Origin of the sequence: Ruegeria meonggei (assembly GCF_900172215.1) — a bacterium.
GTDB lineage: Bacteria > Pseudomonadota > Alphaproteobacteria > Rhodobacterales > Rhodobacteraceae > Ruegeria > Ruegeria meonggei.
On record NZ_FWFP01000006.1, the window covers coordinates 220,926 to 246,132 of the forward strand.

Consider the following 25,207-nt stretch of genomic DNA (forward strand, 5'->3'; position numbering starts at 1 on the left):
TCCACCAATTCCTTGGCCTAGTCCGGCAGTTTACCGGTCAGCACATAGCGCAGCACGTCCACAACCTGCGCAGGCTGCTCGGCCACGGCCAGCGCGGCGGCGTCGACCTCTTTCAGCGCATGTTGATGATCGGGGCCGTGCAAAACGATCAGGGATTTGCCCAGCGCCGCCGCATAGCCTGCGTCAAAGGCTGCGTTCCACTGTTTGTATTTCTCACCAAACCGCACGACGACCACATCCGCATCCGCGATGCCCTTGCGGGTGCGGATGGCATTGACCATCGCACCCTTGTGGTCGTGCCAGTATTTGTTCGGCTCCGCGCCCAGTACGGCCACGCCGCAATCGTCGCTGGCCTCGTGGTTGGTGACAGGGCTGTTGAACGTGATGTCCAACCCCTGCGCACCGTCGATAATCTGTTCGCGCCAATCGGTGTGGATTTCTCCGGACAGATAGACATTCAGGCCCATGGTAAACTCCGCTGCTGTGTTACGACCTATTTAAGGCGCAATTGGCCACAGCCCAATGCGGAATGTGCAGAAAACACCGCCGTGCCTGTCAAATCTTTCGGGCAACCAGAAACCGCCGCCCGTTGCGGGCCGGAAAACTGTCGCGTTCGACGATCTCAAAACCGGCCTGTTCGATGGTGGCATCCAAGTCCGCTTCGGATAGAAAGCGCACAAATGGCGCTTTGCCGAAAAATTGCATGACCGGCAGCGCCAGCCGGATAGCCAGATACTGCATGCCTCCACCGTGCTGAGGCGGGCAGAATGTCTTTGAGATGAACAATCCGCGCGGTTTTAGAACCGAATGGACCTGGGCCAACGCGCTGTCGAGGTCCTCAACCAGGTGCAGCAGATTGAACGCCAGCGCCACATCATAGGACCATGCAGGAGGGCGGGTCGCGTCGGCTTCGACAAAGGCGACGTTTTCGATGTTCTGCTCGGCCGCGTTTTTGCGCCCCACCGCCAACATGCCAGGGGACAAATCGCTTGCGGTGATCGTATCGACGTAACCAGAAAGGCGCAGAGCGGTCATGCCGGTACCGCAGCCCAGTTCCAGCACATCGTCGGTTTTCTTCAGATAGGTGGCCGTCCGCGCAAGCGTATGTTCATACGCGGCCATATCCTTGATAGGGGAACGCGCGTATTTCGCGGCCACGCCGTCCCAGAATTTCACAGCGGTGGTCATTGGGGTCTCCTTTCGGCGCAAGTTACTCATGCGCAGATCGAATATAAATTGCCGAAATTCGTAGATGCCTTATACGTATTTGCATGACTGATTTGGGCGATTTCGACTGGAACCATATCCGTTCTTTCCTGGCGACAGCGGAAACCGGGTCGCTGTCAGCAGCTGCCCGCCAGCTGGGGCAAACGCAACCAACGCTCAGCCGTCAGATCGCAGCACTTGAGGCTGATCTGGGCGTGATGCTGTTCGAACGCGTTGGTCGCACGCTCGAGATCACGCAGGCGGGGATGGAACTGCTGGATCACACCCGCACAATGGGAGACGCCGCCAACCGCATCGCGCTGGCCGCCTCGGGGCAGGCAACGTCGGTCGAAGGGCGGGTCCGCATCACTGCCAGCGATGTGATGTCCGCCTATATCCTGCCAGATGTGTTGCATATGGTGCGTGCTCAGGCCCCCCGACTGCAGATAGATGTGATCGCCTCGAACGACATCCGTGATCTGATGCGACGCGAGGCGGATATCGCGATCCGCCATGTGCGCCCCGATCAACCCGACCTGATTGCCAAACTGGTCCAGGAGGCGTCGGGGCATTTCTATGCAACCACCGACTATCTGAACCGCGCGGGTCGCCCTAAGTCCAAGCGGGCCCTGTCGCAGCATGAATTTATCAGCTTTGGCGACACAGATCAGATGATCGCCTATCTGAAGCCGTTGGGCATTCATCTGAGCGACGAGAATTTTCGTCTGGGCTCGCAAAATGGCATCGTGGCGTGGGAATATGCCAAACAGGGGTTCGGAATCGCGCCTATGTCTCAGGTGGTAGGTGATGCAACGCCGGGTGTAGAACGTGCCCTGCCAGGCATGGAACCGATCATGTTTCCGATCTGGCTGACCACCCATCGCGAGCTGCACACAAGCCGTCGCATCCGTCTGGTGTTCGATCTGCTGGCCGAGTTCCTGTCGAAATGAAAAACGCGCCCGAAGGCGCGTCGTTCCGGTCTTGTTGCAGCGGTGTTACCCGCGCAAAACTCCACCCGTAGCTTTGCTGACCTTGGCGATGATCTTCTCGGCCACGGCCTCGATGTCCTTCTCCTTCAGCGTCGCATCTGTGGGCTGCAGGCGCACTGTGATGGCCAGAGATTTCTTGCCCTCACCCACGCTGCCACCGATGAATTCGTCAAAGACGCGCACATCTTCAATCAGCACTTTGTCAGCCCCAGCAGCGGCGTTCACCAGCGTCAGCGCTTCGATACTTTCGTCGACAACAAAGGCAAAGTCCCTCTCGACCGCTTGCAGATCGCGCAGTTCCAGCGCCGCGCGGGTCGCTCCGGATTTTCGCGGCATCGGCACCTGATCCGGCCAGATCGTAAAGGCCATTGCTGGACCTTTGATGTCCATCGCCTGCAACACACGTGGGTGCAGCTCACCAAAGACGCCCAGCACCTTTTTCGGACCCAGACAGATTTTGCCGTGACGCCCCGGATGCCACCAGGCGTCGCCATCGCGCAGGATCTGAACCTTGGCGGGGGCACCTATGGCTGCTAGCACGGCCTCGGCGTCCGCCTTGGCGTCGTACAGATCGACGGGGCGCGAGGCACCGTGCACATCCTTGGGACCATTGCGCCCAACCAGCAAGCCGCTGATCTGGATTTCCTGATCTCCGGGCTCTCCGTCATGAAAGACCGGGCCGACCTCGAACAGGGCGACATCCGCATACCCACGCGCCTGATTGCGGGCGGCGGCCTGCAACAGACCAGGCAGCAGATCGGGGCGCATATGGCTCATCTCGGAAGAGATCGGGTTTTCCAGCTGCGTAGCCTCGTCGCCACCACCAAACAGCGCGGCTGAAGCCTGATCGATGAACGTGTAGGATACGCATTCGTTATACCCAAGCGCTGCGCAAGTGCGTCGCGCCATCGACTGGCGGCGCTGCGTCGGCGTCATCACCGGCTTGGGAATGCCCTCGGTGACACGTGGCAGCGGCTTGCCCTGCAGCTTGGTCAAGGACGCAATCCGTGCGACCTCTTCCACCAGATCGGCCTCGCCCATGACATCAGGGCGCCAGCTGGGTACATGGGCCATCTCACCTTCCAGACGGAATCCCAAACGGGTCAGGGTCTGACGCTGTTCGCTCTCGGCAATGTCCATCCCGACCAGAGACTGCACCCGGGCCGAATCCAGCTTGTACGCACGGGCGTGGTTCGGTGCTTTGCCGGCCTCAACCACTTTGGACACTTCACCACCGCAGATATCCAGGATCATCTGCGTCGCGTGTTCCAACCCTTCCAGGGTGTAATTCGGGTCCACACCGCGTTCAAAGCGATAGCGCGCGTCGGAATTGATCTTCAGCGCGCGACCGGTCAGAGCAATCTGAACATGATCCCAGAACGCGCTTTCGAGGAACACATTCACGGTCTCTTCTGTACAACCGGTTTCCGCACCGCCCATAATGCCTGCAATCGATTCCGCACCCTTATCGTCGGAAATCGCCATCATGTTGGGCTGCAGCGTGTATTCTTTCTCATCCAGCGCCACCAGCGTCTCACCGCCCTTGGCGCGATGGACGCGCAGGTTGCCCTGCACCGTGTCTGCATCAAACACGTGCAGCGGGCGGTTCTGATCGAAGGTCATGAAATTGGTGATGTCCACCAATGCCGAGATCGGACGCAACCCGATGGATTTCAACTGATCCTGCAGCCATTGCGGGCTCGGGCCGTTCTTGACGCCCCTGATCAGACGCCCGGTGAAATGCGGGCAACCATCCAGGGTGTCGTCATCAATGGTCACTTTGATCGGGCTGTCGAAATCGCCCGGCACAGGCACGTAATCACGCTCTTTCAGCGTCCCGACGCCACGCGCCGCCAGATCACGCGCAATCCCTGCCACACCCAGCGCATCGGGGCGGTTTGGGGTGATTGCGATTTCGATCATCGGGTCGACCTTCGAAGGCTCGTTTTCAGCCAGCCAGTCCACGAACCGGTCACCCACTGCGCCCGAGGGAAGCTCAATGATACCGTCATGCTCGTCTGACAGCTCAAGCTCGCGCTCGGAGGCCATCATGCCAAAGCTTTCGACGCCGCGGATCTTGCCGACGCTGATCGTCAGGTCCAGACCGGGGATATACATGCCAGGCTTGCAGACCACGACGGTGATGCCTTCGCGCGCATTGGGGGCGCCGCAGATGATCTGCAGATCGCCCTCGTCGGTTTCCACTGTGCACACGCGCAGCTTGTCGGCGTCGGGGTGTTTCTCGGCATGTTTCACATGTCCCAGCGTAAAGCCACTCAGGCGGTCCGCCGGGTTGACGATCTCTTCGACCTCAAGCCCGAGGTCGGTCAGGGCCTCGGCGATCTCATCAACCGAAGCATCGGTGTCCAGGTGGTCTTTGAGCCAGGAGAGGGTGAATTTCATCGATCGTATTCCGCGCGTAATCTTGGGTCAGACCGCGTGTAGCGGATATTCACAAAAGGTGGAAGAGGCCCCATGCGCCTAGTCCCCGGCCACTGTGTTCGAGACACTGTCCGAACCCGCAAACACCGCCAGAATTCGGGCAATACCTACCCCTGTGTTGATCCCGGTATGAGGCGAGCGGTATGCCTCAACAAACGCATCGCCTGATTTATAGGTTTTGCGCCCGGCCTCGCCGTAGTCGACCGTGATCTCACCCTCTAGAACATAGGCGGCCAAAGGCGCGTCATGGCGGTGTTCCCCGGTTTCCTGACCCGGCTGCATGGTGACGATCGCCATGGTGATCTGGGGCGTGCCTTGCGGATACTCCAGCGGTTCACCAATGACAGATGTCTCTGTCTGCAACAGAACGTCCACGGGCGGGTACGTGTCCCGGGCCAGGGCTGGTGCGGCCGCAAGGATCAGCGCAGATAGCAAAAGGGATTTCATGACTTCAATCTCCGGCAGATGCGATTTCGGCTACCTGACCTTGATGCCCAAAGTTTGTCAAACCGCAGATCGTCAGGGGTAAACCGGTGTACGCCCCGCCAGTTCATCCAACTGCCAGCCGATCCAGCCATGCGGGATGAAATGCCCGCCGGGATGGATGTCCAGCGTGACCTGCCCCTGCGCACAATCGGTCCATTCCACCCGGCTGAGCGTCAGGAACGGCTTCACGCTCCAATCGCCGCGCGGGATCGCAGTATCGCAGTGGAATTTCTGCCGCCACAGCGCCACTGGATAGGTCGTGTCACCGCCGGGACCAAAAGGGAAACCCATCACCGTATCATCGGTCCCATGCACATGGCGCACTTGTGCCGGGGCCTGCGGGCAATCCTCGGTCTGGCGGATTGATCCTGCGACGGCCAACAGGGCGGTGACATCATCGCCCGACTGGCAGACAAAGCGCCACGCCATCGCGCCGCCATAGGAATAGCCCGAGACATAGATCTGGTCCGGATCAATCGGATAGCGTTTGGCAACGTCTTCGAGCACGCGGTCGGCAAAGCCTACGTCCCGCGTGTCCGCAGACCAGAAATTCCAGCTTTTGCCCAAACCGTTGGGGGCTACCAGCAGCACACCGCGCAGTTTCGTGGCCCCGGCGATGCGTTCATGGTTCACCACCACATCCCCTTGTCGCGCCCAACCGTGGAAATGCAACAACACCGGCAGAGGCGTTTCGCCGTCCCAGCCGTCCGGCTCCAGCACATGATACGAGCGGTCGCCCAGCGGGCAGGCCACATCGCCATGGCAGCCATTCGCAACAGCTTGGAACGGGAGGAGAAAAAACAGGCAGGTCAGAATCCGGATCATAAGTCGGAGCCTACCCGCCCCGCCCACGAAGTCACGTCACAACCCCGTGGGAGTGTGTAACAAGCCGCGCCATCGCCAGACCGCGGGGTGGCGATCCTTGGGTTGTGATGAGCAGTTTATGCTGGCCAAATCCACGCGCTGTTCGAGCGTTGCGCTGGCGGAGACAAATCGCCAGCCCGTGCGGGCGGTGTCGTCCATTGGACTTGAACCAATGGCGCCTCAACGAACGACCGATGCCGCAACGGCCTATCGGCCTTTGCTCCGCATTTACTTTTTGAAGCGATCTATGAGCTTTTTGGTTTTGTAAACTCGGTTTAGCTGGTCCGTATTAATCTGGTCCCGTTTCTCCCAGACACGGTGATGCGCCAGCAAGAAAAGCCCTTGGAATGGCATCATGGCAAGCAGGACCAGAGCATTAATCCATCCGGGAAGGAAATTCGTCAGACCGAGAAAGCCCAAAAACGATCCAAAGACAACGGCATAGCCTACCCACCGACGGTTGCGTGCACAAAACGCGAAGCACCAGTCATAGTAGTTCGAAAGGTAAACTCCCAGTAGGTGCACTTACCTGCTCAAACCACCATGCAGGTTCGGCATATCCAGCGCGGCAAACCCGTAGTGGCGCAACCAGCGCAGGTCGCTATCAAAGAACGCCCGCAGATCCGGGATGCCATATTTTAGCATCGCCAGACGGTCGATGCCGATGCCAAAGGCAAAGCCCTGATAGACCTCTGGGTCGATGCCACCAGCGGCGATCACCTTGGGGTGGACCATGCCCGAACCCAGAATCTCCATCCAGCCGTCGCCCTCGCCGATCTTCAGCTGGCCATTATCCCAGGAACAGCGGATATCGACCTCGGCCGACGGTTCGGTGAAAGGGAAGTGCGAAGCGCGGAAGCGCAGTTCGACATCGTCGACCTCAAAGAACGCCTTCACGAACTCTTCCAGAACCCATTTCAGGTTCGCCATCGAGATGTCTTTGTCCAGCGCCAGCCCCTCGACCTGATGGAACATCGGCGTGTGGGTCTGGTCATAATCGGCCCGGTAAACACCGCCCGGACAGATGATGCGGATCGGCGCGCCCTGTTTTTCCATCGAGCGGATCTGCACCGGTGAAGTATGGGTGCGTAGCACATGCGGCGGGCGGTCGTCACCCTCGGCGCGATGCATATAGAACGTATCCATCTCGGCCCGCGCAGGGTGGTGTCCCGGGATGTTCAGCGCGTCGAAATTGTGCCAGTCGTTTTCGATCCGCGGCCCTTCGGCAACGGAAAAGCCCAGCTCGGCAAAGATGGCAGTCAGTTCTTCGGTCGCCTGGCTGACCGGATGGATCGACCCCTGCCCCCGCGCGCGGGTCGGCAAGGTGACGTCCAGCCATTCGGTGCGCAGACGTTCGTCCAGCGCGGCATCGGCAAGGCCTGCTTTCTTTGCGACCAGGGCCGAGTTGATTTCGTCCTTCAGCGCGTTCAGCGCGGGGCCTGCGACCTGGCGTTCCTCGGGCGTCATCTTGCCCAGCTCGCGCATCTTCAGCGCGACCTCGCCCTTTTTGCCAACGGCGGCGACGCGGATCGCCTCAAGCGCGTTTTCGTCGCCTGCTTCGGCGATCTGACCCAGATATTTTGCCTTAAGATCGTCCATAACGCTTCCTGAACTTGGCCCCTGACTGCTGTTGAAGTCCTGCTATCACAGCAGTCCGCGAAAGCAAGAGGGGCGCTGCGGCGCAATCAGGCAGAGCGCAACATTGCCACGGTTTTGCCTTGACGAACCGGCCGCGCAGCGGCGCCATATCCTTCGGGGCAGCGGTGCCGGTCCGGGAACCGACCAAACAGGAAGTTAAACGGAAATTGGTCCGTTCAGTAACTGTATTCGGGGAAAATCCGGGGCAGATCGCCATTCCAGTCGCCATTGTAGTGATCCAACAGCTCATCTGCCGGAACTTTGCCGGTTTCGATACTGTCCTTCAGCGCGTTCAGGAAATGCGTCTCATCCGGAACCAGACCACCTGCGCCCGGATAGGCGCGGGATTTCAGGCCTGCCTCGGCGATGGACACCACTTCGCGCGCCAGGTCGTGCATGTTGATGTTGCCGACCTGCGCCTGCAATCCGTCCTTGGCCGCATCAACGCGCAGGTCCTCGCGGGTTTCTGCATCCCAGCCTTTGACCAGATCCCAGGCCGCGTCGAGCGCCCCCTGATCATATGTCAGGCCGACCCAGAACGCGGGCAGCGCGCACAGACGCCGCCAGGGGCCACCATCGGCACCGCGCATCTCCATGTATTTTTTGATCCGCGCCTCGGGGAAGGCTGTGGTAAGGTGATCGGCCCAGTCGGACAGCGTCGGCGTTTCGCCCGGCAGCGCGGGCAGTTTGCCTTGCAGGAAATCGCGGAAGGACATGCCCAGCGCGTTGATATACTGGCCGTCGCGATAGACAAAATACATCGGCACATCCAGCGCGTATTGCACGTAGCGTTCAAAGCCAAAGCCCTCTTCGAACACAAACGGCAACATGCCTGTGCGCGCGTTATCCAGATGCCGCCAGATATGGCTGCGCCAGCTTTTTTGGCCGTTGGGCTTGCCTTCAAAGAACGGCGAATTGGCAAACAGCGCCGTCGCCACCGGCTGCAAGGCCAGCGCCACGCGCAGTTTCTGCACCATGTCGGCCTCGGACCCAAAGTCGATATTGACCTGAACGGTGCAAGTGCGCCGCATCATGGCGCGGCCCATGGTTCCGACTTTTTCCATATAGTCGTTCATCAGCCGATAGCGCCCTTTGGGCATCAGCGGCATCTGGTCATGGGTCCAGATCGGGGCGGCACCCAGACCGATGAAGCCCACGCCGATCTCATCGGCGATATCCTTCACTTCGCGCAGATGGGTGTTCACCTCGTCACAGGTCTCGTGGATGGTTTCCAGCGGAGCACCGGACAGCTCCAACGCGCCGCCTGGTTCCAGACTGACATTGGCGCCGTCTTTTTCCAGACCGATCAGCTTGCCGGCTTCGCGGACTTCGCCCCAGCCATGGCGGTCACGCAGCCCTTCCAACACGGCCACGATCGAGCGGGTGCCCTCGAACGGCAGCGGTTTCAAGGTGTCTTTGCAATAGCCGAACTTTTCATGCTCGGTCCCGATGCGCCAATCCTGTTTGGGCTTGCAACCCGATTCAAGATATTCGGCCAGTTGCGCGTGGCGTTCGATCGGCCCGCCGCCGGATTGGGGGATGGACATGAACCGTACTCCGATCCTGGTGTGTCTGTCTTTTCGTCAGTCGTGGGCGCAAATGCGGCCAGTGTCAATGCAGGCGCAAATGGGCTGGGCGCATTGACGTGCGCTCCCAGATCACGACCGGATGGACCGCGCGACCGTTCAATTCCGCCAGCATTTGTTCGGTTTTCAGCCCCGGCAGGGCCGCGAATACGTCGAACAAGGCCTCGGCCCCTTCGGCATTCACAGGAATGTGAAGCGTGGGCTGCCCCGGCTGATCCAGCACCCAATGCGCCGGGTTCGAGGTTGGATCCAGAGCCAGCCGTTCGATTTCGCGGCTGGCGATCATACCACCGTCCAGCGGTCCCAGATAGGTGATCTGACCTTCGTCGATCGTCACAACGCCGGGACCACCCGCCCCTGTGCGGAACCGGGCGCGTTGGATGCCAATCACGGCCAGCGCAACAGACATGACCACCAACACCCAGCCCAGCCATCCCAGCAACCCGCCCGGACCGCCGATCCAACTGAGGCCAAGGATCAGAACAAACCCCGCCACCAATACTTCGCGCCAGCGCCATAGGGCCAGTTTGGCTTCGGGTCGAATGAAACTCATGCCGGGTCCTTTGGGTTTTTGAACAGGATCAGCGAGAACTGCCCCGCCGGTTTGAATCCAATTGCAATATAGGCACGCGCAGCCGCATCGGAAGCCGCAAACAGAACCGCGCGGGATACTCCGGCTTTTTGCGCCTCCAACAAGTGCAATGCCACGGCCAGACGGGCGTAGCCCCGGCCTCGAAATTCGGGCGGGGTATAAACGCCACCAATTTGCACGACGTCCGGCAGGCGGGCGTTGAACCCGGTCATACCCACAGGCTGTCCGTCGATCAGCATGGCTTGGTGAGAGCCGCGCTGCACGTAAGTTGTGATATCTTGCATCGCTTGATTTTGCGCACGGGCGGGATCGAAATCCATTGCCTCGATCAGATACTTTTGCCGCCATTCTTCGGTGATCTTTGGATCGATATCTCCCAAAGGCACAAGCTCCGCTCCGGCGACTTCAGGCACCACAATTTGGTTCAAATCCAACGTGAATCCAGGCTCGTCGCTGTTTAACGTGGCCAGGCGGTTCTCCCACCCCGAAAGCTGCATGATCCGGCGGGCTTGCGAGGCCTCGGCGGCCAATCCAAATAGCTTGTGGCCACAGATCAGGGCAATCGCATCGCGCAGCTCTTGATCGGTGCAATCCGGGCATTGCGACAGGACCATGCCCTCGTTGGTGATGGCAAAGACGGCGCTAGGTCCTTCGCCCAACATCCAGATATCCAGCGCCCGCGGGTCAGAGCCGCGCAGGCCAAAGTCCCGCAGGTTGGCCAGTGGAAACATCGAGGTTTGCACATGGCGATACAAAAACCGTTCGATCGCCTTGATGTCTTCCTGCCGGGTCGGTCGCCAGCTCACAACCAATCCCCCAGTGCCTGTTGCCACATCGTCAGCGCCGCCACCGCAGCCGTATCCGCCCTCAGGATACGCGGGCCGAGGCTGACCACATGCGCATAGGGCAGTCCGGACAAACGGGCGCGTTCACGGTCAGAGAATCCACCCTCAGGGCCAATCAGGATGGCCCATGGCTGGCCCTTTTCCTGCGCCGCCAAACGCAGGGCCGAGCCGACTTCGGCCTCATCGCAGAACATCATCTGACGGGTTTCCGGCCAGTCGTCCAGCACACGATCAAGGCGCTGCAGATCTGCAACCTCAGGCACAAAAGTGCCGCCACATTGCTCAGCGGCTTCGACCGCGTGAGCCTGCAGGCGGTCCTGACGGATGCGTTCGGAATTGGTGAACTGGGTCTGCACCGGCATGATCCGTGCCGCGCCCATTTCCGCCGCCTTTTCCACAATGAAATCGGTGCGGGTCTTTTTGATCGGCGCAAACAGGAACCACAGATCGGGTGGCATGTGCAGCGGTTTGCTCTGCGTCTGACATGTCAGTTTACCGCCTTTTTTCCCGGCCTCTGCGACCTTGGCCAGCCACTCTCCGTCCTTGCCATTAAACAGAGCCACATGGCCGCCCACGGCCAGCCGCATGACGCCGAACAGGTAGTGGGCCTGCTCGCGCGTCAATTCAACCGATTGCCCCGGACCCAAAAGGTGATCTACATACAGTCTAATCTTTGCACTCATGAGACCCTACATATGCAAGGCAATGCCCCAACACCAGACGGTCAAGTTGCCGATGCCGTCAGCGGCAACTGGGTCGATACCCACGCGCCTGCCTTTAGTCGCCCCTACCTGCGCCTGAGCCGCGCAGACCGGCCCATCGGGACGTGGCTGTTGCTGATTCCCTGCTGGTGGGGTCTGACGCTGGCGATCCTCAGTGATGGCACCCCGCGGTGGGAAGACCTGTGGATCGCCATAGGCTGTGGCATCGGGGCCTTTTTGATGCGCGGCGCGGGTTGCACCTGGAACGATATCACCGATCGCAAGTTTGACGGGCAGGTCGAACGCACCCGGTCGCGCCCAATTCCGTCGGGTCAGGTCAGCGTGCGGCAGGCGGTGATCTGGATGGGGCTGCAATGCCTGTTGGCGCTGGTGATTCTGCTGACCTTCAACAGGGCCGCCATTGCAATGGGTGTATTGTCGTTGCTGCCCGTGGTCGTCTACCCATATGCCAAACGATTTACCTGGTGGCCGCAGGTTTTTCTGGGGTTGGCCTTCAACTGGGGCATCCTGCTGACCTGGGCGGCCCATACCGGAACCGTGGGCCTTCCGGCAATCATTCTGTACCTCGCCGGTATCAGTTGGACGCTGTTTTACGATACCATCTATGCCCATCAGGACGCCGAGGATGATGAGCTGATTGGGATCAAATCCACAGCCCGTCTGTTCGGCACCGATACCGCGCGATGGCTGAAATACTTCCTTGTGGCCACGGTGGCCCTGATGGGGATGGCCATTATCGACGCCACAACGGCCCAGGCGTCGATCATGGCGCTGGTTGTGGCCCTTGCGGGGCCCTGGGCCATGGGCTGGCATATGGCTTGGCAGCTTCGTGGACTGGATCTTGAAGACAACGCCAAACTGCTGCAACTGTTCCGCGTCAACCGGGACACTGGCCTTATTCCGCTGATCTTCCTGTGCGCTGCGCTGTGGCTCTGATTGCACCTCGGCGCAGGCCTCTGTAAGAGTTCTGCCAACCGTCTGAGGAGTCGATTGCCCGCACATGCGCTTGCCCTATTTCCTTGCTGTTTCCCTCATATTCCTTGTATCGGCCGGAGTTTGTCTTGTGGCCGCCAGCTTTGCGGTAACAAAGGTCGAAGAGACCTCTGAATTTACGGTCCGGCGCGCGCTAGACCTGAAAGGCCATGACTGGGCTGAGGTCCATTCGGACGGGTTGCGCGTTGTTCTGACCGGAACCGCCACAGACGAGGCCACACGGTTCAACGCCCTGACGGCTGCCGGCACCGAGGTCGACACCTCGCGCGTGATCGATGAAATGCAGGTTGCTCCCACAACACAACTGGCAGCGCCCCGGTTTTCAGCCGAAATCCTGCGTAATGACAGCGGGATTTCCGTCATCGGCTTGATCCCGGCCAGCGAGAATCGTGAGGCGCTGATGGATCGATTGAACAGGCTGGATGGCAGCGTGCCTGTGTCCGACCTGATGGAAACCGCCGACTACCCCAAACCTAAAGGTTGGGACGATGCCGTCACCTATGCGGTCGAGGCCCTGACCCGCCTGCCGCGCGCCAAAATCTCGGCCAGCCCCGGGCTGGTCAAGATCACTGCCATTGCCGACAGTCAGCAAGAGAAAGAGCAGCTGGAACAAGAGCTGACGCGCGCCGCGCCGCCCAGCCTGCGGATCGGCCTGTCGATCTCGGCCCCGCGCCCGGTGATTACGCCCTTTACCCTGCGCTATCTTATTGACGAAGAGGGCGGGCAGTTTGACGCCTGTTCCGCGCAGGATGAACAGGCCCGCGAGACAGTTATTGCCGCAGCGCAGGATGCCGGCCTGGCGGCCTCGTACACGTGCACTATCGGGTTGGGGGTGCCTTCGCCGCGTTGGCCCGAAGCGGCCGCGCTCAGCATTCGTGCCCTGGCCGAAATCGGCGGCGGATCCGTGACCCTTTCGGATGCGGACATCACGCTGGTCGCAGCCGAAGGCACAAACGCCGGAACCTTTGACCGCGTGGTCGGTGAGCTTGAGGCTGCCCTGCCCGACGTCTTTGCCCTGCACGCCATCCTGCCCCCGCCCGAAACGGAAGACCAGCCCGGTCCGCCCGAGTTTTCCGCCACACGCAGCCCCGAAGGGCTGGTGCAAATGCGCGGCCGTGTGGGTGACGAAACCCTGCGGGACATGGTCGACAGCTACGCCCGTGCAGCCTTTGGGTCCGAACAGGTTCACACCGCAACCCGCATAGCCCCCGAACTGCCTGGTGATTGGCCTGTGCGAATCCTGGCGGGGCTTGAGGCGTTGTCACAGCTGCATAACGGTGCCCTGATCGTCACACCGGACAACGTCACGCTGAGCGGCATCACCCATGACCCCAAGACCCGAGCTTACGTTGCGGGTCTATTATCCGATAAACTGGGTGATGCGCAGGAATTCAGCCTGTCGATCACCCATCAGGAACCACCGGAACCCGCCGACAAACTGCCTGAGCCCGAAGTTTGCGAAGAACGCATCGCCGAGGTTCAGGCCGGCACCAAGATTGCGTTCGAACCGGGCTCGGCCACGATCGCCTCGGACTCACGGGACACGGTCAACCAGATCGCCGACATCCTGCGGGAATGCGGCCCGATCCGGCTGGAAATTCAGGGTCACACCGATAGCCAGGGTCGCGAAGAAATGAATCAGCAGCTCAGCCAGGCGCGGGCACAGTCCATTCTGAACGAACTGCGTGGGCGGCGCATCCCGACCGCCAGCTATACTGCGGTCGGATATGGCGAAACGCAGCCCATCGCCGACAATGACAGCGAGACAGGCCGCGAGGAAAACCGTCGCATCGAATTCCGTCTGATCCGGCCTGAATCGGTGACAAACACAGAAACCGGGCTGGAGGCTTTGGAAGCGCCGTCAGACCCAACAGAGGTCGAAGAAACGGACACGACCGCAACGGATGCGGAAGCAGGGGACCAGTAAGTTGAACAGAATCGAGTTTATCATCGCCACCGCCGTCATCCTGTTCGCGGCCTTTTGCATGGGTTGGTTCGCCAATTGGTTGGCCCACCGTCTGTCGCGTGTGCGTCAAAGCGACGTGGCCGATCTGGACCGAATGAGTCAGGAGTTGCACGAAGCGGAAGAAACCCGCGATCAGGCCATCACCTACCTGCAGCAACGCGAGGCGGAACTGACCAATCAACTGACCCAGACCGAGGCAGAACTGGCCGCGGCGATGGACGGTCTGCGCGCCGCACGGCAAGACGCCGAAGAAATGCGCGGGCGTATCAATAACGCGGACTAAGGGGCCTACCAGCGGGTCAGCGCGTCTTCGTCCTCGTCCTTGGCAGCAACCCAGTCAGCGCCGGATGTCGTGATCTCTTTTTTCCAGAACGGCGCGCGGGATTTCAAGTAATCCATCAGGTATTCCGCCGCCTCAAACGCGTCTTTGCGATGGGGCGAGGCCGTGGCCACCATCATGATCCGATCCCCCGGCGCCAGACGGCCATGGCGGTGAATCACAAGCACATCCCCAAGCGACCAACGCATCTGCGCCTCTTGCGCGATCTTGGTCAGCGCCCGTTCGGTCATGCCCGGATAATGCTCAATCTCCATCACATCCAGATCACCCGAGGCCAGATCGCGCACAACGCCGGTAAAGGTCACAATGGCCCCGTTGGCATTGTCTCCGGCGGCAAACGCGTTGGCCTCGGCGCCCAGATCGAACTCTTGTTCCTGAACCGCGATCCGCATCGGCTCAGCCGCCTGTCATGGGCGGGAAAAAGGCCACTTCACGCACACCGGACAGCGGCGCGTCGAAATCCGACAGCTCTTGATCCAGGGCCACGCGCAGCGCTGACAGGTCAGAAAAGGCTGCGGCGTAACGCTCTTCGCGGGCGCTAAGCTCGGCAACCAGATCGGATACTGTGGCAGCATTGGTTTCGATCCGCTCTTTCGGCAGGCCGATGCGTTCGCGAACCCAGGCAAAATACAGCACGTCCATCCCTTAGCTCTCCTTCAGGTGGGGCATGGCTTTACGTAGGTAGTCATAGCCAGTGATCAATGTCAGCGCTGCGGCAATCCACAACAGCCACAGGCCGATCCGGCCGGACCAGAACATGCCCTCAAGGCTGCCGCGCAACCCGTTCAGGTCCTCGATCTGGCCGGTCAGGACCTGGTCCAGCGTTTCCGCATCCATCCCGAAAGACCCCATCACAAAGTGATGCTCGAATATCCCTTGCGAAAACAGGATGGCAATTGCCACCATCTGCGCGGTTGTCTTCCATTTGGCCAGCTTGGTCACTTTCAGCGTGCCGGCCACATCCCCCAGATACTCCCGCAGGCCTGAGACAAAAACCTCGCGGAACAGGATCACGGTCGCGGGCAGCACCAGCCAGGGTGTCCAGTGTTCTGTGGAATAGCCCACAAGGATCATCAAGGCGACCACCACCATCGCCTTGTCAGCAATCGGGTCCAACATTGCGCCGATCTTGGTCTCTTGCCCCCAGGCACGCGCCAGATATCCGTCAAACCAATCGGTAATGGCGGCCGATAGAAATAGGATCAGGGCGAACCAGTCGGCATAGGGGCGGGTGAAGTACAGAAACATCACGGCCAGACCTGGGGCTGCCACCAGGCGCAGAACGGTCAGGATATTGGGCAGGTTCCATTTCATATCCCAACCCTACATCGCCGGTCCGGGACAGAAAAGGCGGCCTTGCAAAAAACTGACCCGTTCACAGGAGGTTGAGGACCGCGCGGTCAAAGGGTCGCAATCGGGAACTCTCAGACAGATACATCTTGGCGCGGGAACGCTTTGCGGTCAGATTGGCGGACGGCCCGGCCCGAAAGGCGACTGCACCCAATGACAGCACATATACAGACCGACCCGCGATCCAACCTGATCGGCAGCGCGTGGATGATCGCCGCAATGGCGCTGTTCGCGCTGGAGGATGCGTTGCTGAAGGGCGCTTCGGCCGTGTTGCCGATCTGGCAGATTCTGGTGCTGTTCGGCGCGGGTGGAACGGTGATCTTTGCCGCTGTTGCCCTGCTGCGCGGGGGAAACCTGTTTCACCCGGACGTGCTATCACGCCCGATGAAAATTCGGGTTCTGTTCGAGATTTTCGGGCGGCTGTTCTATGTGCTGGCAATCACTCTGACGCCGTTGTCCTCGGCTACGGTTATTCTGCAGGCCACACCCTTGGTCGTTGTTGCAGGGGCCGCTCTGTTTTTCGGCGAAACCGTAGGCTGGCGACGGTGGAGCGCTATTCTGATCGGCCTGATCGGCGTGGTGGTGATCATCCAACCGACCGGCGACAGTTTCGCGGCTCTGTCCATATTGGCGGTTTTGGGAATGCTGGGGTTTGCCGGGCGTGATCTGGCCAGCCGCGCGGCGCCCGCGACCCTCAGCACCGAAGTTCTGGGGTTCTACGGATTTCTGTGCATCATCATCGCCGGGCTGGCCTATCGGTATTGGGAAGGCGTGCCCCTGCAACCTTTGACCCTGCATGCCGGGCTGCACGTCACCGGAGCCATTGTGATGGGAACCCTGGCCTATGCGTCACTGATGAAAGCGATGCGGACCGGTGAAGTTTCGGCTGTAACCCCGTTTCGCTACTCGCGGCTGTTGTTTGGCGTGGGGCTGGGCGTGGTGATGTTTGGCGAGCGACTGGACCAGACCATGTGGATCGGAAGTGCACTGATCGTGGTCTCGGGCCTCTATATCCTATGGCGCGGGCGGCGGGATTAACCCTTGTCATGAAAAAAGTCATAGACCTTTTGCGCCAGCCCGGCTGAGATCCCCTCGACCGCTTTGAGATCCGCCAGATTGGCGCGGCTGACGGCCTTGGCGCTGCCGAAATGAGCCAACAGGGCGCGTTTTCGGGCCGCTCCCACTCCTGCGATTTCATCCAGCGGCGTGGCCCCGATGGCCTTAGCCCGTTTGGCGCGGTGGGTACCGATGGCAAACCGATGTGCCTCGTCCCTCAGGCGCTGAATGAAATACAACACGGGGTCATTGCGTTTCAGTGCAAAAGGCCGCTGGCCTGTTCGGTGGAATTCTTCCTTTCCGTGATCTCGGTCAACGCCCTTGGCAACGCCGATCATCGGGATATCTTCAACGCCGTGTTGGGCCATGATCTCATGCACCGCACTCACCTGTCCCGCACCGCCATCGATCAACAGCAGATCGGGCCACAGCCCCTTGTCGCGATCCGGGTCTTCTTTCTGCAACCGGGTGAAGCGACGGGTCAGAACCTCTTTCATCATGCCAAAGTCATCGCCGGGGGTCAGATCATCCCCACGGATGTTGAACTTGCGATAGGCGTTTTTCATGTACCCTTCAGGGCCTGCCACGATCATACCACCCACCGCATTGGTGCCTTGAATATGCGAGTTGTCGTAAACCTCGATCCGTCCCGGAGGCGCATCCAGATCAAACGCGTCGGCCACGCCGCGCAGCAGCTTGGCCTGCGTGGCACTTTCCGACATGCGCCGGGCCAGGGATTCGCGAGCGTTACGTAGGGCACCGGCGACCAGCTCCTGTTTTTCACCCCGTTGCGGCACCAGGATTTCAACCTTGCGACCGGCCTTTTCGCTCAGGGCTTCCTGCATCAGATCGGCGTTTTCTATAGCGTCTGACAGGATCAACTGTCGAGGCGGTTCCTTGTTGTCGTAGAACTGACCCAGAAACGCCTCCATCACCTCGGCGGCAGAGACATCCGGCCCGACGCGCGGAAAGAAGTCCTTGTTGCCCCAGTTCTGATTGGCGCGGATGAAAAACACCTGAACACAGGCCTGACCACTGTCCATATACAGACCGATCACATCCGCCTCGGCCACACCGCGCGGGTTGATGCCCTGTGAGGTCTGAACCTGCGTCAACGCACGGATACGATCACGCAAACCGGCGGCGCGTTCGAACTCCATCGCCTCGGACGCGGTCATCATCTGTTCGGCCAGTTCTTCCTGCACTTTGGTCGACCGACCTGACAGAAACCGTTCGGCGTCCATCACGCTTTCTCGGTACTCCTCCTGAGAGATCAGGCCGACGCACGGCCCTGAACACCGTTTGATCTGATACAGCAGGCAAGGCCGTGTGCGGCTGTCGAACATCGAATCCGAGCAGTTGCGCAGCAGAAACGCTTTTTGCAGCTGGTTCAGAGTCCGGTTCACCGCGCCAGCACTGGCAAAGGGTCCAAAATAGGCGCCCTTTTCCTTCTTCGCGCCACGGTGCTTTTTGATCTGCGGAAAGTCGCGGTCTTTGGCGACCAAAATATTGGGGAAACTTTTGTCGTCGCGCAGCAGCACGTTGTACTTCGGCTTCAGCTGCTTGATCAGGTTTTGCTCCAGCAGCAGCGCCTCGGTTTCGGTCCGTGTGGTCAGGAACATCATCGAGGCCGTCGCGGCAATCATCCGCTCAATACGTCCAGAATGCCCGGGGCGGGTGTAATTCGACACCCGTGCCTTCAGATTGCGCGCCTTGCCCACGTATAGAACCCTGCTATCGCTATCCAGCATCCGGTAAACACCCGGAGAGCTGTCCAGCGTTTTCACATAACGCTGGATACAGGCAAATCCGGTGGGTTGCGCGCCCGCTTCGGTATCGTTCTGAGAGCTCATCGGTCCGAAATATGATTCTCTGTCAATCGCTGCAATCTTGAAGCCCCCAAATCAAGAGAAAACAAATCCACTGTTTCTGTGGATAACTGTGAAGATAAGTTTTGTAGCATCGCGATTTTCCCTTGTTTCTTTACCCATTCCCCGGTTTGCACAAAAAATAGGCACAATATTAAGGTGTTGATTTTATTATATATTATTTCGTACACAGGACAAGTATATGAAAAAAAAGACAATTTTGTAACGCGCATGTAACGGATCTGAGAGCGGTGCAAAACTTGCACCGGTTTTATTTATTCTACGCCCAGAACGTCCGGTGTCTGCCACCCCAGATGCTGTCCGCCATCCACGCATAACAGCTGTCCGGTCACCGCATGGGCGTCCAGAAAATATCCCAGCGCGGCGGTGATATCCGACGGGTTTGCGCCCCGCTCCAATACGGTGCTGGCACGCTGCGCTTTGAAGTGATCTTCGCTCTGGCGGTGGCCCTGCATTGTCGGCCCCGGACCGATGGCATTGACGCGGATCGCAGGGGTCAGTGCCTGTGCTGCGGTGCGGGTCAGTGCCCACAGGCCCATTTTGGCAATGGTGTAAGACATAAACTCGGGCGTCAGCTTGCGCACCCGCATGTCGACCATGTTGACAATCAGCCCAGTAGCCACCGGTTCACCCGCGTCATCGGTGTCGGGCTCAAGCCCCTGAGCGGCCATGGCCTGCGTCAGAACGAAAGGCGCACGCAGATTGCTGTCCAGGTGACGGTCCCAGCTTTGGCGCGTGGCGGTATGAATGTTGTCATATTCAAAGATTGAGGCGTTGTTGACCAGGCAGGTGATCGGCCCGCCCAGCGCCTTAGCTGCGCGGGGCAGCAGGGTTTCGACCTGTGCCTCATCCAGAAGATCGGCTTGCAGTGCCACCGAAGTGCGGCCCAGAGCCTGAACCTCGGCCACGGTGTCCTGCGCTGGCTCCTCAGAGGTGGCGTAGTGCACTGCCACATCATATCCACGGCGCGCCAGATACAGTGCCATGGCCTGGCCAAGGCGAATTCCGGCTCCGGTCACTAGGGCTCGGGTCATGGCATTCCTCTCTCCGTCACATTACGCCAACAGAGAGATGACGTAGACCGCATACAGAAGTGTCAACAGCAAGCCCCAGCCGCGCGTGATATCCTTTTTGAGAAACACAAACGGAATCAGCAACAGCGACGCGACCAGCATGACCCAAAGGTCAAACCGCAAGAATTCCGGGTCAACAGGAATGCGCCCAAACAGGGTGGCGATACCGACGACAGCCAGCAGGTTGAACATGTTCGACCCGATCACGTTGCCCAGCGCAACATCGGCCTGACGACGCAAGGCAGCCATCACGGTAGTTGCCAGCTCCGGCAGGGACGTTCCGACTGCAACCAGGGTCAAGCCAATCACCGTCTCAGTCACCCCATAGGTGCGAGCAATCTCTGTCGCATTCTCAACCAACAGATGCGCCCCCATCGGCAGGCCGATCAATCCCAACACCAGATAGATCGATATCTTCCAATAGGGCATGTCGGGATCGGCCTCTTCCAGGCCGTCCAGCTCGTCATCCTCGGCGCAAGCGGCACCACAGGCTTTGCGATGGGCGCGGGCTTCACGGAACGCATTCCACAAAACCAGGCTGAGCGCGGCCAGCAATATGGCACCGCTGAACAGGTTGAAGACGCCACAAAAGGCCAGCCCGATAAACAGAACTGTCGCCAGCAGCATAAAGACATAGTTTTTACGGCTGTCACATTCGCTGGTGTGCAGCGTCGCCAACAAGGCGGGCAACCCCAAAACCAGCAGGATGTTTGCCGTATTCGATCCCACTACGTTTCCCAGAGCAATCCCCGGCGCGTTTTCCTTAATCGCGCTGATGGCAATCAGCAATTCCGGGGCCGAGGTCCCAAACGCCACAATCGTCAGGCTGACAATCAGGGCAGGCACGCCCAGACGCAAGCTCAGGTTCACCGCTCCGCGCACCAGTGCATCGCCCGCCAGCAACAGGATCAGCAATCCAAGGCCGGATAACAGCCATGCCGTCATGTACGGCCTCCTTTTTTGCAGGCGCAGGGGCCTTTGCCGATCCTGAACCGCCCGCAGCGCGGACATCTTGCCGATTGTAACCGCTTCTGTCCCGGATAGCGCAGTTTTCCAAACATCGCCAATACGCCTATGGCAACAAGGAAGAGGGTTACAATCTTGATAATCACGTCACAAACCGAAACGCGCATAGGCGGCGCGTTCTTCAAGCCCGACAATAGCGTCCTGCGCCATCGCGGCCCCAAACCGCGACCAGAAGGGTTTGCGCAGCCCGTAGCGGCGGAATTTGACCTTGTCGCCAAATCGCTTCTGCATCTCTGGTTTCAGATGTCCGATACCGTCAATCAGGCCCAGTTCCTGTGCGCGGCGGGCCAGCCATATCTCACCTGTGAACAGGTCCTGGCTGTCGTCCAGCTTGGTGCCGCGCCGGGTTTTAACATAAGCAATAAAATTTTCGTGGATATCCGCCAGCAGGGTTTCCAGCCGCACGACATCCTCTTTCTTTTCCGGCGAGAACGGGTCCAACATGGATTTCGATTGCCCCGCCGTGTGCACACGCCGCTCAATTCCCTGCCGTTTCAGCAGGACATGCGCGCCAAACCCCGAAGAAATCACCCCGATCGATCCCAGAACCGAGCTGTCATCCGCATAAATCTCGTCTGCTGCGGCAGCCAACCAATACCCGCCCGAAGCCGCGACATCCTCGACAAATCCGATCACCGGGACCTTTAACTCATCCGACAAACGACGGATACGCGCGCCGATCAGAGAGCTTTGCACCGGCGATCCGCCGGGTGAGTTGATCTCCAGCGCGACAGCGGCTGGTTTTCCCTTGCGAAAGGCTTTCTCGAGAACGGGGGCAAGCGCAGTGTCCGACAGGGACCCGCGCCCTGCCATTCCGATGGCACCGGACAGGCGCACAACGGCCACGCAAGGTTGCTTTTTAAGAAACGGTAGGCTGAGCTTCATGGGTGCCGATGTAGAGTGCGCCAGACTTGTAAACAAGGGACCGACTGACCGTTAGATGCAACGTGAACACATTTCCTGAGGGCAACGGGCAAAAATGCAACGCCCGATACACCCTAGCTGCGAATGCGCCAGCCGGTTTTGAAAATCCACCAGATAAAGCCCAGACAGGCCCCGGTAAAAACCACTATTGCCAGCAGGCTGTACCCGATCGGCACATCCGCCAGCCCATAAAACGACCACCGGAAGCCCGAGATCAGATAGACCACCGGATTGAACAGCGTGATGGTTTGCCACACAGGTGGCAGCATAGAGATCGAATAGAAAGTACCACCCAGAAAGATCAGCGGCGTCACCACCAGTTGCGGCACCAGCGACATCTGTTCAAAATTGCTGGCCCAGATGCCGATGATGAACCCCAACAGTGAAAAACTAAGACAGGTCAGCACCAGGAAAGCGACCATGGCTACGGGGTGTTCGATCTGCAAATCCACAAAGAAACTGGCGGTAATCAGAATCACGAAGCCTACGAACAAGGCTTTGGTCGCAGCAGCGCCAACATAGCCAATCACGATCTCGATAAAGTTGACCGGAGCGGATAGCAGCTCATAGATCGTGCCCAGAAATTTCGGGAAATAGATGCCGAAGGACGCGTTGGATATGGCCAGCATCACCACCGACAGCATGATCAGCCCCGGCACGATGAAGGCCCCGTAAGACACACCCTCGACCTCTTGAATGCGGCTACCGATGGCGGTGCCGAAAACTACGAAATACAGCGATGTCGACAGAACCGGAGAGAAAAAGCTCTGCGCCAATGTGCGAAAGAACCGGGCCATTTCGAACCGGTATATGGCGGCGATTGCGGACCAGTTCATGCGGGTTCTCCGGACACCAGGTTGACAAATATCTCTTCCAGGCTCGACTGCCGGGTTTGCACATCACGCAACACCAGACCTGCTTGCGCCACGTCGTTCAACAGCGTGGTAATGCCAGTACGGTCGGCGTTGGTATCGTAGGTATAGACCAGAGCGTCGCCGTTTCCGTTAAGTGCAAGGTTATGCGCGGCCAGAGTGTCTGGGATGGTTGCAATAGGTTCGGTCAGCATCACTTCGATCTGCTTTTTCCCCATCTGTGCCATCAGTGTGTCTTTGTCCTGCACTAACAGAAGCTCACCTTTGTCGATGACGCCGACGCGATCGGCAATGGCTTCGGCCTCTTCGATATAATGGGTGGTCAGGATAATGGTGACACCGGCCTGCTTCAGCTCGGCCACGATCTCCCACATGTCCTTGCGCAGCTCGACATCAACACCGGCGGTAGGCTCGTCCAGAAACAGCACGCGCGGCTCATGCGCCAACGCCTTGGCAATCAGCACCCGGCGCTTCATACCCCCAGAGAGTTCCTTGATCGCGTTCTTACGTTTGTCCCACAGGGATAATTTGCGCAGAATCTCTTCGATCAGGGCATCATTGCGCCTATGACCAAAGAGGCCGCGCGACAAACGCACCGTATTCCAGACCTTCTCGAACGGCTCCAGCGCGATTTCCTGCGGCACCAGACCGATCAGCCGTCGCGCGGCGCGAAACTCGGCCTGAATGTCGTGGCCCCCAACCGTCACCGTGCCTGATGTCGGTGTAGTGATGCCGCAAACGGTGGAGATCAAGGTCGTCTTACCCGCCCCGTTCGGCCCCAGCAGCGCCAGAATTTCCCCCTGCTCGATATCCAGTGACACGCCTTTGAGCGCTTCAAACCCATCGGCATAGGATTTACGTAGATTCTTGATTGAGAGGATGGTCGTCATGCAAGTTCCCTGTTCTGCCGGGGACCCTACCCCGCGCGACCGTCGTAGAACAGGTCAATTTCGCACATCTCCCCTCGCTTTTTTGCAGAGCGAAAACAGCTCAGGCCCGAGCGTTTTCCCGCATTTCGGCAATGCGTTTTTGCACCAGTTCAACATGCAGCCGGGCATCATACTGCCCCTGCCGAAAGGCCGCAGGCAAGCGTAATGCTGCCAGTCGGTCATCCAATTCACTCAGATGTGCCTGCATCTCGCGCAGCGCGTTCCCATCTGGATCATTGGCCAGATCCAGCTCAATCTCGCGGATCTCGGGGTAGTGCTGCCAGACCCGCCAACGCATCGCATAAGCATAGGCAAGGGGCACCAGCCGCATCAGCGGGACGACGATGAAAAAGAAAGGCAGCAACAGCAACAGCACCCGGTTGATCTGTGCGGCGATCCAATAGGGCAACCAGTTGTGCCAGGTCGATGGGCCTTCAAGGATCAACTGCCGGGCGGTGTTGCTGACGGTCAGACCGGTCCCTTCGAGGCTGGGAAAAACACCCGGGTCGGTGATGATTCCGCGTGTCCTGTGCAATTCGATGGCCGCCATCGTCAGGCGGTTTATCAACGCCGGATGCAGGTCGGGTCGTACAACCAACCGGGCTTCGATTGCAACAAGGTCGACGGGCCGGGGTGGCAGCACCGGGTCCAGCGACATACCACCTGCCGGAACCGTCACTACTGACGCATATTCCAGCCGGCGCGAGATCGCCTCGGCATGAACCAGATCCAGAACTCGCAATCCCTGTTCCTCATAAGCGGCCTTCAGGTAGGGCGCTTCGATCGGCGCAACATAGACGGCGATATCCAATTGCCCGTCCAGTAAGGCTGCGGCGGCATCTGCATAAGGAATGTGCAGATGCGTATTGGCGGCCTCAGACAGACCCACCGCCCGTTCAAAATCACGAAAGGCCGCCGCAGTCCCGGACCCCGGAGCGCCGCTGTTTATCCGCAGCCCCGACCACAGGGCAGGATTCCGGGGAATGGTCGCTGCCTCATTGACCAGAAAGACAATCGGTTCAAAGAACACCGCCCCGACAGCTTCGCCACGGGAGATATCCATTTGAATTCCACCTTGCAAAAAGGCCGCATCTACCGCCCCCCGTTCCAGCAACCCGGCGTTTTCAACGGACCCGGCGGTTTCCAGAATTTCCAGCTGAATATCATCGCGTGCAAGGATCGCCGCATAGTCCTGCGCAACTGTCTCATAGGCGCCGCCTGCAGGCCCCGCTGCCAGAACCAGACGACTGGGCGGATGCAGGCGGGCCAGCACACCCACCACCACCGCCAGGGCCACTGCGCTTCCCAAAAGGATCCACAACCGCATAGCGCGCCTCGCTTTCCATCCCGGGCAGAACGCTAAGGGGCCTGCAACCATCTGACAAGGCACCAGACTCAGGTCTTGCTATTTGCGAGTGT

General features: G+C 59.4%; 25 protein-coding genes. 5 read left to right on the plus strand and 20 right to left on the minus strand.

What is annotated here, in order from left to right:
- Window positions 1-17: 17 nt before the first annotated feature.
- Entirely contained in the window at window positions 18-467 is a 450-nt protein-coding gene (locus tag RUM8411_RS12245) for a YtoQ family protein (RefSeq protein WP_085822991.1), read from the minus strand.
- 88 nt (window positions 468-555) lie between these two features.
- A complete protein-coding gene (locus RUM8411_RS12250; RefSeq protein ID WP_085822992.1) occupies window positions 556-1,188 on the minus strand; it encodes a class I SAM-dependent methyltransferase in 633 nt (210 codons plus the stop codon).
- Window positions 1,189-1,271: 83 nt separating this feature from the next.
- Here RUM8411_RS12250 and RUM8411_RS12255 point away from each other — a divergent pair, with 83 nt between their 5' ends.
- Window positions 1,272-2,156, plus strand: coding sequence for a LysR family transcriptional regulator (locus RUM8411_RS12255; protein ID WP_085822993.1), 885 nt, complete (start codon window positions 1,272-1,274; stop codon window positions 2,154-2,156).
- Between the two features lie 45 nt (window positions 2,157-2,201).
- On the opposite strand, the gene pheT is transcribed toward RUM8411_RS12255, so the two are convergent.
- From pheT to RUM8411_RS12300, 8 genes are all read right to left on the minus strand, one after another.
- A complete protein-coding gene (gene pheT, locus RUM8411_RS12260) occupies window positions 2,202-4,598 on the minus strand; it encodes a phenylalanine--tRNA ligase subunit beta (protein WP_085822994.1) in 2,397 nt (798 codons plus the stop codon).
- 78 nt (window positions 4,599-4,676) lie between these two features.
- Entirely contained in the window at window positions 4,677-5,084 is a 408-nt protein-coding gene (locus RUM8411_RS12265; RefSeq protein WP_085822995.1) for a cupin domain-containing protein, read from the minus strand.
- A gap of 72 nt (window positions 5,085-5,156) precedes the next feature.
- Entirely contained in the window at window positions 5,157-5,948 is a 792-nt protein-coding gene (locus tag RUM8411_RS12270) for a CE1 family esterase (RefSeq protein ID WP_085822996.1), read from the minus strand.
- Window positions 5,949-6,512: 564 nt separating this feature from the next.
- Entirely contained in the window at window positions 6,513-7,586 is a 1,074-nt protein-coding gene (gene pheS, locus RUM8411_RS12280; RefSeq protein ID WP_085822998.1) for a phenylalanine--tRNA ligase subunit alpha, read from the minus strand.
- Window positions 7,587-7,801: 215 nt separating this feature from the next.
- A complete protein-coding gene (locus RUM8411_RS12285) occupies window positions 7,802-9,172 on the minus strand; it encodes a glutamate--cysteine ligase (protein WP_085822999.1) in 1,371 nt (456 codons plus the stop codon).
- A 64-nt stretch (window positions 9,173-9,236) separates the two neighbouring features.
- The gene (locus tag RUM8411_RS12290) at window positions 9,237-9,764 is read right to left on the minus strand and encodes a hypothetical protein (RefSeq protein ID WP_085823000.1); all 528 of its coding nucleotides are present in this window, start codon (window positions 9,762-9,764) and stop codon (window positions 9,237-9,239) included.
- Window positions 9,761-10,609 carry a GNAT family N-acetyltransferase gene (locus tag RUM8411_RS12295; protein WP_085823001.1) on the minus strand — a complete coding sequence of 283 codons (849 nt, stop codon included), beginning with the start codon at window positions 10,607-10,609 and terminating at the stop codon, window positions 9,761-9,763. The genes RUM8411_RS12290 and RUM8411_RS12295 overlap by 4 nt, the downstream gene beginning before the upstream one ends.
- On the minus strand, window positions 10,606-11,331 hold the full coding sequence (locus RUM8411_RS12300; protein WP_085823002.1) for a 16S rRNA (uracil(1498)-N(3))-methyltransferase: 726 nt from the start codon (window positions 11,329-11,331) through the stop codon (window positions 10,606-10,608). Before RUM8411_RS12300 ends, RUM8411_RS12295 begins: the two co-directional genes overlap by 4 nt.
- A gap of 12 nt (window positions 11,332-11,343) precedes the next feature.
- Between RUM8411_RS12300 and ubiA the strand changes: the two genes are divergently transcribed.
- The 3 genes from ubiA (at window position 11,344) to RUM8411_RS12315 (ending at window position 14,612) form a co-directional block, all read left to right on the plus strand.
- Window positions 11,344-12,306, plus strand: coding sequence for a 4-hydroxybenzoate octaprenyltransferase (gene ubiA / locus RUM8411_RS12305; protein WP_085823003.1), 963 nt, complete (start codon window positions 11,344-11,346; stop codon window positions 12,304-12,306).
- 64 nt (window positions 12,307-12,370) lie between these two features.
- A complete protein-coding gene (locus RUM8411_RS12310; RefSeq protein WP_085823004.1) occupies window positions 12,371-14,290 on the plus strand; it encodes an OmpA family protein in 1,920 nt (639 codons plus the stop codon).
- Between the two features lies 1 nt (window position 14,291).
- Entirely contained in the window at window positions 14,292-14,612 is a 321-nt protein-coding gene (locus tag RUM8411_RS12315) for a hypothetical protein (RefSeq protein WP_085823005.1), read from the plus strand.
- Window positions 14,613-14,617: 5 nt separating this feature from the next.
- On the opposite strand, the gene RUM8411_RS12320 is transcribed toward RUM8411_RS12315, so the two are convergent.
- The 3 genes from RUM8411_RS12320 to pgsA are packed head-to-tail and all read right to left on the minus strand — an operon-like array spanning window position 14,618 to window position 15,983.
- Complete coding sequence (locus tag RUM8411_RS12320) at window positions 14,618-15,061, minus strand: molybdenum cofactor biosynthesis protein MoaE (RefSeq protein ID WP_085823006.1); 444 nt, start codon at window positions 15,059-15,061, stop codon at window positions 14,618-14,620.
- 4 nt (window positions 15,062-15,065) lie between these two features.
- Entirely contained in the window at window positions 15,066-15,311 is a 246-nt protein-coding gene (gene moaD, locus RUM8411_RS12325; RefSeq protein ID WP_085823007.1) for a molybdopterin converting factor subunit 1, read from the minus strand.
- 3 nt (window positions 15,312-15,314) lie between these two features.
- Window positions 15,315-15,983: a CDP-diacylglycerol--glycerol-3-phosphate 3-phosphatidyltransferase gene (gene pgsA / locus RUM8411_RS12330; protein WP_085823008.1), complete on the minus strand. Its 669-nt coding sequence runs from the start codon at window positions 15,981-15,983 to the stop codon at window positions 15,315-15,317.
- Window positions 15,984-16,172: 189 nt separating this feature from the next.
- On the opposite strand from pgsA, the gene RUM8411_RS12335 reads away from it, so the two are divergent.
- Window positions 16,173-17,057: a DMT family transporter gene (locus RUM8411_RS12335; protein WP_085823009.1), complete on the plus strand. Its 885-nt coding sequence runs from the start codon at window positions 16,173-16,175 to the stop codon at window positions 17,055-17,057.
- On the opposite strand, the gene uvrC is transcribed toward RUM8411_RS12335, so the two are convergent.
- From uvrC to RUM8411_RS12375, 7 genes are all read right to left on the minus strand, one after another.
- On the minus strand, window positions 17,054-18,928 hold the full coding sequence (gene uvrC, locus RUM8411_RS12340) for an excinuclease ABC subunit UvrC (protein WP_085823010.1): 1,875 nt from the start codon (window positions 18,926-18,928) through the stop codon (window positions 17,054-17,056). The two genes, RUM8411_RS12335 and uvrC, sit on opposite strands and share 4 nt — an antisense overlap.
- Before the next feature lie 290 nt (window positions 18,929-19,218).
- Window positions 19,219-19,998 carry an SDR family oxidoreductase gene (locus RUM8411_RS12345; protein ID WP_085823011.1) on the minus strand — a complete coding sequence of 260 codons (780 nt, stop codon included), beginning with the start codon at window positions 19,996-19,998 and terminating at the stop codon, window positions 19,219-19,221.
- A gap of 21 nt (window positions 19,999-20,019) precedes the next feature.
- Window positions 20,020-20,982, minus strand: a complete 963-nt coding sequence (locus tag RUM8411_RS12350; protein WP_085823012.1) for a calcium/sodium antiporter — start codon at window positions 20,980-20,982, stop codon at window positions 20,020-20,022.
- Between the two features lie 168 nt (window positions 20,983-21,150).
- Window positions 21,151-21,948, minus strand: coding sequence for a S49 family peptidase (locus RUM8411_RS12360; RefSeq protein ID WP_085823014.1), 798 nt, complete (start codon window positions 21,946-21,948; stop codon window positions 21,151-21,153).
- 113 nt (window positions 21,949-22,061) lie between these two features.
- A complete protein-coding gene (locus tag RUM8411_RS12365) occupies window positions 22,062-22,823 on the minus strand; it encodes an ABC transporter permease (protein WP_085823015.1) in 762 nt (253 codons plus the stop codon).
- Window positions 22,820-23,749 (minus strand): ABC transporter ATP-binding protein, encoded by a 930-nt coding sequence (locus RUM8411_RS12370; RefSeq protein ID WP_085823016.1) that lies wholly within the window; start codon window positions 23,747-23,749, stop codon window positions 22,820-22,822. The genes RUM8411_RS12365 and RUM8411_RS12370 overlap by 4 nt, the downstream gene beginning before the upstream one ends.
- Window positions 23,750-23,849: 100 nt before the next feature.
- The gene (locus tag RUM8411_RS12375) at window positions 23,850-25,115 is read right to left on the minus strand and encodes a TAXI family TRAP transporter solute-binding subunit (RefSeq protein ID WP_159453889.1); all 1,266 of its coding nucleotides are present in this window, start codon (window positions 25,113-25,115) and stop codon (window positions 23,850-23,852) included.
- Window positions 25,116-25,207: the final 92 nt, after the last annotated feature.